Origin of the sequence: Clostridium sp. BL-8 (genome assembly GCF_002006495.1) — a bacterium.
Classification (GTDB): Bacteria; Bacillota; Clostridia; order Clostridiales; family Clostridiaceae; genus Clostridium.
Window position 1 is genome coordinate 1 of sequence record NZ_LZZL01000159.1, and the last position, 6,480, is coordinate 6,480.

Below are 6,480 nucleotides of genomic sequence, written 5' to 3' on the forward strand. Positions count from 1 at the left end.
CTTTCACAACTTTCGTTGTAATTACTTGTTATTTATTGTCGTTTCTGACAACTTATTCAGTATATCATCGCATTTAAATCTTGTCAACAACTTTTTATAAAAACTTTTCAAACTCTCTTTATTAGATGCCTTCAAGTTTCAACCCGTTGTTGTTTCTGTCTCTCAGCGACGTATTTCATCTTATCACTTTTGTAATTCTATAATTACTCATATCTTTATTGTTAAATGCGTTCACATTATCATTTCGAGATAATTCTCCATAATTCTACCTTTTATACATATTGATACGCTAGACATAGTTTATCCAATAAATTATCTTATATAACTTCTTTAATATAATCATATTATAAAATAATCAACTACTTAATTCTTCGCTATGTGCTCGCCGAGTTCCTTAACCCATGTTCGTCGGACATTCACCCCATTTATAATTCAATTTTACTTTTTGCGCTGCACTTCGTAGCTTTTAAATTGTCATTTCTCCTTTATGATATTATAAATTAATAATGTTTTTATTCACATTCTTTTTTTGCTCTCTATGCTTATCCACATAAAACCTTTTTATTTGTTGATATTTTAAACACCATAATAAAGACATTAGTTAACATAATTTACTGCCTTTTCTTTATTTTAAAGTTAAAAAGCAACCAAGCTAGTCTCTGCATTACTAGTTAATAAACTCATCCTTATAATACTAGAGAGTATATTTTTATATAGTCCCATATTTATTTCAGTAACACTTTTTTATAATTTTATATAGTATAACTGTAGTAAATATTTTTGTAATTCCTAAATACTATAAATGGCAGTGGCATTGACAGTATCTATGACTATTAAAAAACTACTATCTACGGTTTCTGTAATTATTCTAAATATATAATAAAAGGCGGATTCATACATGAAAACATTAATTCGATTTAAATTTTCACCGGACACCAATATATTTAAGGAAGGTATTTATAATTTGACTGATCTTGGAGCATTCTTAGAAAATTCACTTTATGAAGCTCAGAATGTTTCTCAAAACAAAATTGCAAACGTACTTATATTTGATGAAGATTATACTCTAATTCAATCTATCAAATTAAACCCTAATTGCCCAAAGTATACTTTAGCTTCATTAAAATCTACCTATAAAGTTGTAATAATAGGCGATGGTGATGTATATATTTCAAAGAAACAAGAGTAGTAAGCAATGTAGGAGTTTCTTACTACTTTTACTTAGCCTTAAATGTATAGTGTTAAAAAAGGTAGATTAAGTATTCCTACTTAATCTACCTTTCATTAAAACTTATTCCTAATCCGCTCAATGTAAATTTTATTGTGCTATCTATAATATTTTCTAAATCTATTTTTTCATTATGTATTGATTCATATATTGCCGATGAACATAATGATCCAAAAAATTGAAATGCTAAAAGTTCAGTATCACCTTTTTTCATTAATCCTAATTCCATAGCACCTTTTATATTTACTTCAATCTCATCTATATATTTTTTTATTTTGTTGCGTAATTGATTTTGCCTGTCTTCTGTTCCCCATAGCTGACTCATTACTACCTTAAAAAAACTTGTATATCCATATAAAAAAGTTAATTGTATTCCACATATATTTATTAACTTTTCTACTGGCCCTATATTCATTACTTGAACCTTAGTAACTTGATCATGCAATATTCTAAGCCCTTCCTCAACAATAAAATTAAATATTTCTTCTTTACTTTTAAAATGATAATATAAAGTTCCTTTTACTAAATCTGCATTAGCAGCTATCTCATCCATGGTAGCTCCTCTATAACCAGATTCAGAGAATACTTTTATTGCAGATTGAAATATTAGTTCTCTTGTTTTTGTTTTATTCATAGCACTTCTCCTCATTTCATTTTTTGAATTTACATAATGAATTATATAAATAAAGGCAGACTAAGCATTTCTACCTAATCTACCTTAATTCTTTGAAGATAGTAAACCGATTCTTATACGGATTAAGTAATGAAATATAAATCCACACCTAAAGACATATACAACCATATTTTAAATTACCTACCAGTGAGGAAAAAGTGTTTTCTCTTTAAACGTACAAATACAATCATAAAACAGCAAAATTATTTATTTTTAGAAACAATACAAAGAGAAACTATTCTATAGCACAGAACCAGCTTCTCAGAGTTTTTTTAGATCTAAGTATTTACACTCTCCTACTATTCAAGAAGCAAAAACCTACAGCAGTGAGAGTGATATTCCTCTTCCAGATAGTTTAGTTGATATATTTATCAAAATAGCAGAAAAACAGGAAATTCAAAAATCAAAGGCTGGAAATAGTTTTATAAATAATAATTCCCTAATCAGAAATAAACCATAATGTTTTTTATCCCTAAATATAATGATAGACATAGTATAACGACTCACCTCAATGCTGCCATGTATATTATCTCTACTTTTTATTTATATTTATTTCTTTCTACCTGATCCATTGCAATATGGGCATTTTCCACTTCCATTACAATAATTGCAATCTTCAGGTCTATCAGTACCACCGAAATATACTGCAGTCCCTCTTCCGTGACAAACTGGACATCTTCCAGTTCCATTACAATAATCACAACGATTATCATATGAACTTGCAGAAGAACTCGCTGAATACTCAGTATTATCTGTTTGAGGTAGTGTAGGATCTGTGTAATAATCCGGAAAATCACTATTTTTAAATGTGTTTACATAATCATTAGGATCAGGCAACCCCCAATCATAATTACTATCAGTATTATAATTGGAATTTACTTTATTTTGAATCCATGCTCCACTTGAATTTAGGTAACAATTATCTATAATTGTGTCATGTGCCATATAACCATTCGAATAGAAATAGTACCAATTTCCATCAATCAATTTCCATCCTATAGCATACGAACTTCCTTCAGAATACCACCATCCATTATTACTTTGTTGCCACTCTGCATGTGCTGATATTAGATTTAATACTAATATAGATAGCACTAGCAGCAAAATTGATATTATTTTTTTAATTTTTTTCATTAATAATCTCCCTTAACCAATAATAAAGTTTTCTTCATTATATTCAATCTAGAGAAAAGATTGATTACTTATCAGCTATGAAAAAAGTAAAGCAGTAGTTGGATTACTCCTAGCTACTAGCTTACTCTAACAAAAAAGAATATTATGAAAAACTCAGAAACATAATAAATACGAAATGTAGTCTTATAAGTGAAAAAATTTATAACTATTTTATTATGTTTTCCCTCTGTTTTAGCTTTAACAAAACCTACACCAGTAATATATACAAACAAGGCATTATAGTACTAAAGAGTTAAAAAACTTGCTATAAATACTAATGCATACAACATTCAAAATATTTCTACAATGATGCTTATATTATTATATTTAATAAAGATCTTATTATTATTCAAGCCCTATACTTACCAGCTAATTCAAACAAATATTATTTGGATCCACTAGAGAATCTGATTATAAAATTTCAATAATCGGGGATGGCAATGTATACATTTCACAAAAAAGTAATGTTATTTAACAATTTTCTTATTTAGTTCATTTATAAACTCCTCTTTTCTTTCTGGAGAAATTATTATGAAATCACTTTGAAAGTTTCTATAATACTTGATTTCTATTCTATCCATAGATAAAGCTGGCGAAGATATTAAACTTTTACTTTTCTTAAGTGAAACAATATCTTTATAGTCAATTTTGATATTTACCATTAGTCCGCACCTTATATGTATACACGAATCTTCAAAAACATAGTAGGTAAAAAGATACATTGGCAATATAATCAATATTAGTACAGCAATAAATAAAATTAGCATTATTATACTTATTTTATTTGTGACATATGAATAGAATAACCATAAGGTTAATATTATAAACAATATAACTACAAGGTGAAACCATAAATCAATTTTAGATTTAAATTTCATTTTAATACTCCTTCATAATAAATTATCATTATGTATTTATTATAATATACACTTATACTATACAATAATCTCTTTTTCTTTTAAGATATCTACTATAAAACAACATTGTTTATGAATAATCATAAAATCATCATTATCAGTTAGATCACTATTAACTAACAAATATACTTTTTTATCGCTGATTTCAAAACAAAATACTGGCAACTGCGTTAATATATAAAATCCATCTTCACTAAAAATTTTATTAAAAATTTCTATGTTATTTGTTTTTATTTTATATTTTTTATCAATTGAAGTATTTGTTTTTATTTTATCGTATTTGAATGATCTTATAAGGCTAGGCAGACCATATGGCCCTAAATAAAAACCAGGATTTGTCTTACGTGCAAATAAAAATTTAAAGTTACCTTTATTGTCTATATTAATACTAGCTTTTGAAAAATAGTAATATAATCCTTTCTTTATAGGCACTAAATTATAGATTAAATTAAGATTTTTGTATTTTGCTGTTATTGTGCAACTATTCAAGATTGATCTTCCAGAATATTTCCCATTTATTTTGTTGCAATAATCTTGCCATATAATTGATTCATCTGCCATAAAAATACCTCCTATAAATTTTTATCAAGAACACCATTTTAAATTAATTATAACATGTACTGCCTTAAGCGTGAAAAAGATAAAGCAGTAGTTGAATTTCTCCTTGCTATTGCTTGCAACTTTTTACACTATTTTTTCAATTCCTCTATTGCTTTTAATAAATTTTCTATATTTTTCGTATTCTGTTCTTGTTGTTCCATAAGCATATCAATTTTATAGTGCAAATCTTCCACTATAATTTCAGATTTTAAATTAACAAGATAATCATTGGTAGCCGTTAATCTATCCTTTTCTGTCTGACGGTTCTGTGACATCATAATTATAGGTGCTTGTATAGCAGCAAGGCATGATAACACTAGATTTAAAAATACAAATGGGTATGGATCAAATGCTTTATCACTTAAAATGACAGCATTTCCTATGATCCAAATTGCTAACACAACGCCAAAACTTATTATAAATGCCCAGCTTCCACCAAAGGAAGCTATTTTGTCAGCAGCTCTTTGCCCAAAAGTTGAATTTTCATCATCTGTTTCATTTACATTTTTTGATATTTTTCCACTGATAAGTTCATGCATCAATCCTTCATTAATATTACTTCCGCTTAAATCCTTATCTTTGTCTAATATCTGTTGTACTAACTCTTCTTTGCTAAGAGATACTTTATCATTTTCATTCATAACTTTTTTCTCCTTATAGTTTAATTATTTATTATGTGCTGATTATAGCATATTCAATGAATTTCATTTCAAAAAATAAAGCAATAGTTTGATTGCTCCTAGCTGCTGGTTATTATCTGTATGTAAAAAATATTAGTAATATCGATGCATACAGCTATTTAGGTTGAGAAATAATACTACAAAACCTAGTAATATCAGCGATCTACGCCATTTAGGCTAATATTTTTCTTTATCCTTGGTATTACTATATATTCTAATCATTATTTTTTTCTTTATCAACTTCTATTGGTTGTATTAATTGTTATAGCAATAAAAATACCAACATTTTAGTCTTATGCTAAAGTGTTGGTATTACTACTTTTATGATGAGTTTGTGAGATTCGGACTCACGTCTTCTGGAAATATATAATTTGGTGCTTTTTACTATTAAGTAATCATAAATGGCTCAAATACGCCCCCTAATATAAAATAATCCTTACTAGTTCTTCGCCGTCTGTTCGCTCTTCACCCCATGTTCGCCTAATATCACATTTATGATTCAGCTTATCTACTTGGTACTTTTCTATCTGCTACTCGATACCTTTCTCACTCTCTCTTATCTGATAGACTATCACTTTTAGTCTATCTACTCGGTACTTTTTTTGCTTTTACTCCGTACTTTATTCATAAATTATTGAAAATTATATTATTTTTTAATTTCAAAATATTGATTCAGATTGGTTTATACAACAATGCTACTTTCTTTAATCGCTACGACCACTCTCTATAGCTAAATCTATTTCTTTACTTACTTTTATATATAAGCTCTTGTGTCTTCTTGCCTTATTCCATCAATATTTCTATTTTAACATTAAAAACAATTTTATTCACAATTTTGTCCTTATTATCTATACTTATCAACAGCAAACTTTATTATTTGTTGATATTATAATTTATAATAAATAAGAATATAAAAAACTTAGTATTTTTAGCCCGTATAAACCAAACCTACTAAGTTTTTCAATAACAAATAAATACTATATGAATGTCACTTAGGACTCATCATAAATTTATTTGTTATAAATTACAATTCATAACTTCAAGATTAAAATTTCTAATCTATTGGTTATGAGTCAATTGCTCTAATCAACTCTACAAAAAATCAAAAAAATACCTCAAGTGATTTTAGTAATCACTTTGAGATATCCTTTTTACTTACCTCGCAACGTCCTACTCTGCCACACAGTCTCCCATGCAGTACCATCGGCG

6 protein-coding genes are annotated in these 6,480 nt (G+C 27.4%); 1 reads left to right on the forward strand and 5 read right to left on the reverse strand.

Annotated features, from left to right (window positions below):
• Positions 1-898 precede the first annotated feature (898 nt).
• Positions 899-1,189 (forward strand): hypothetical protein, encoded by a 291-nt coding sequence (locus tag CLOBL_RS26490; RefSeq protein ID WP_077861735.1) that lies wholly within the window; start codon positions 899-901, stop codon positions 1,187-1,189.
• Positions 1,190-1,274: 85 nt separating this feature from the next.
• Here the strand turns inward: CLOBL_RS26490 and CLOBL_RS26495 are convergent, their stop codons facing one another.
• From CLOBL_RS26495 to CLOBL_RS26515, 5 genes are all read right to left on the reverse strand, one after another.
• Positions 1,275-1,862 (reverse strand): TetR/AcrR family transcriptional regulator, encoded by a 588-nt coding sequence (locus tag CLOBL_RS26495; protein ID WP_077861736.1) that lies wholly within the window; start codon positions 1,860-1,862, stop codon positions 1,275-1,277.
• A 588-nt stretch (positions 1,863-2,450) separates the two neighbouring features.
• Positions 2,451-3,035 carry a hypothetical protein gene (locus CLOBL_RS26500; protein ID WP_077861737.1) on the reverse strand — a complete coding sequence of 195 codons (585 nt, stop codon included), beginning with the start codon at positions 3,033-3,035 and terminating at the stop codon, positions 2,451-2,453.
• 506 nt (positions 3,036-3,541) lie between these two features.
• Positions 3,542-3,952, reverse strand: coding sequence for a PH domain-containing protein (locus tag CLOBL_RS26505; protein ID WP_077861738.1), 411 nt, complete (start codon positions 3,950-3,952; stop codon positions 3,542-3,544).
• Between the two features lie 57 nt (positions 3,953-4,009).
• A complete protein-coding gene (locus tag CLOBL_RS26510) occupies positions 4,010-4,552 on the reverse strand; it encodes a hypothetical protein (protein ID WP_077861739.1) in 543 nt (180 codons plus the stop codon).
• Between the two features lie 128 nt (positions 4,553-4,680).
• Positions 4,681-5,232, reverse strand: a complete 552-nt coding sequence (locus CLOBL_RS26515; RefSeq protein WP_077861740.1) for a DUF1003 domain-containing protein — start codon at positions 5,230-5,232, stop codon at positions 4,681-4,683.
• Positions 5,233-6,480 lie beyond the last annotated feature (1,248 nt).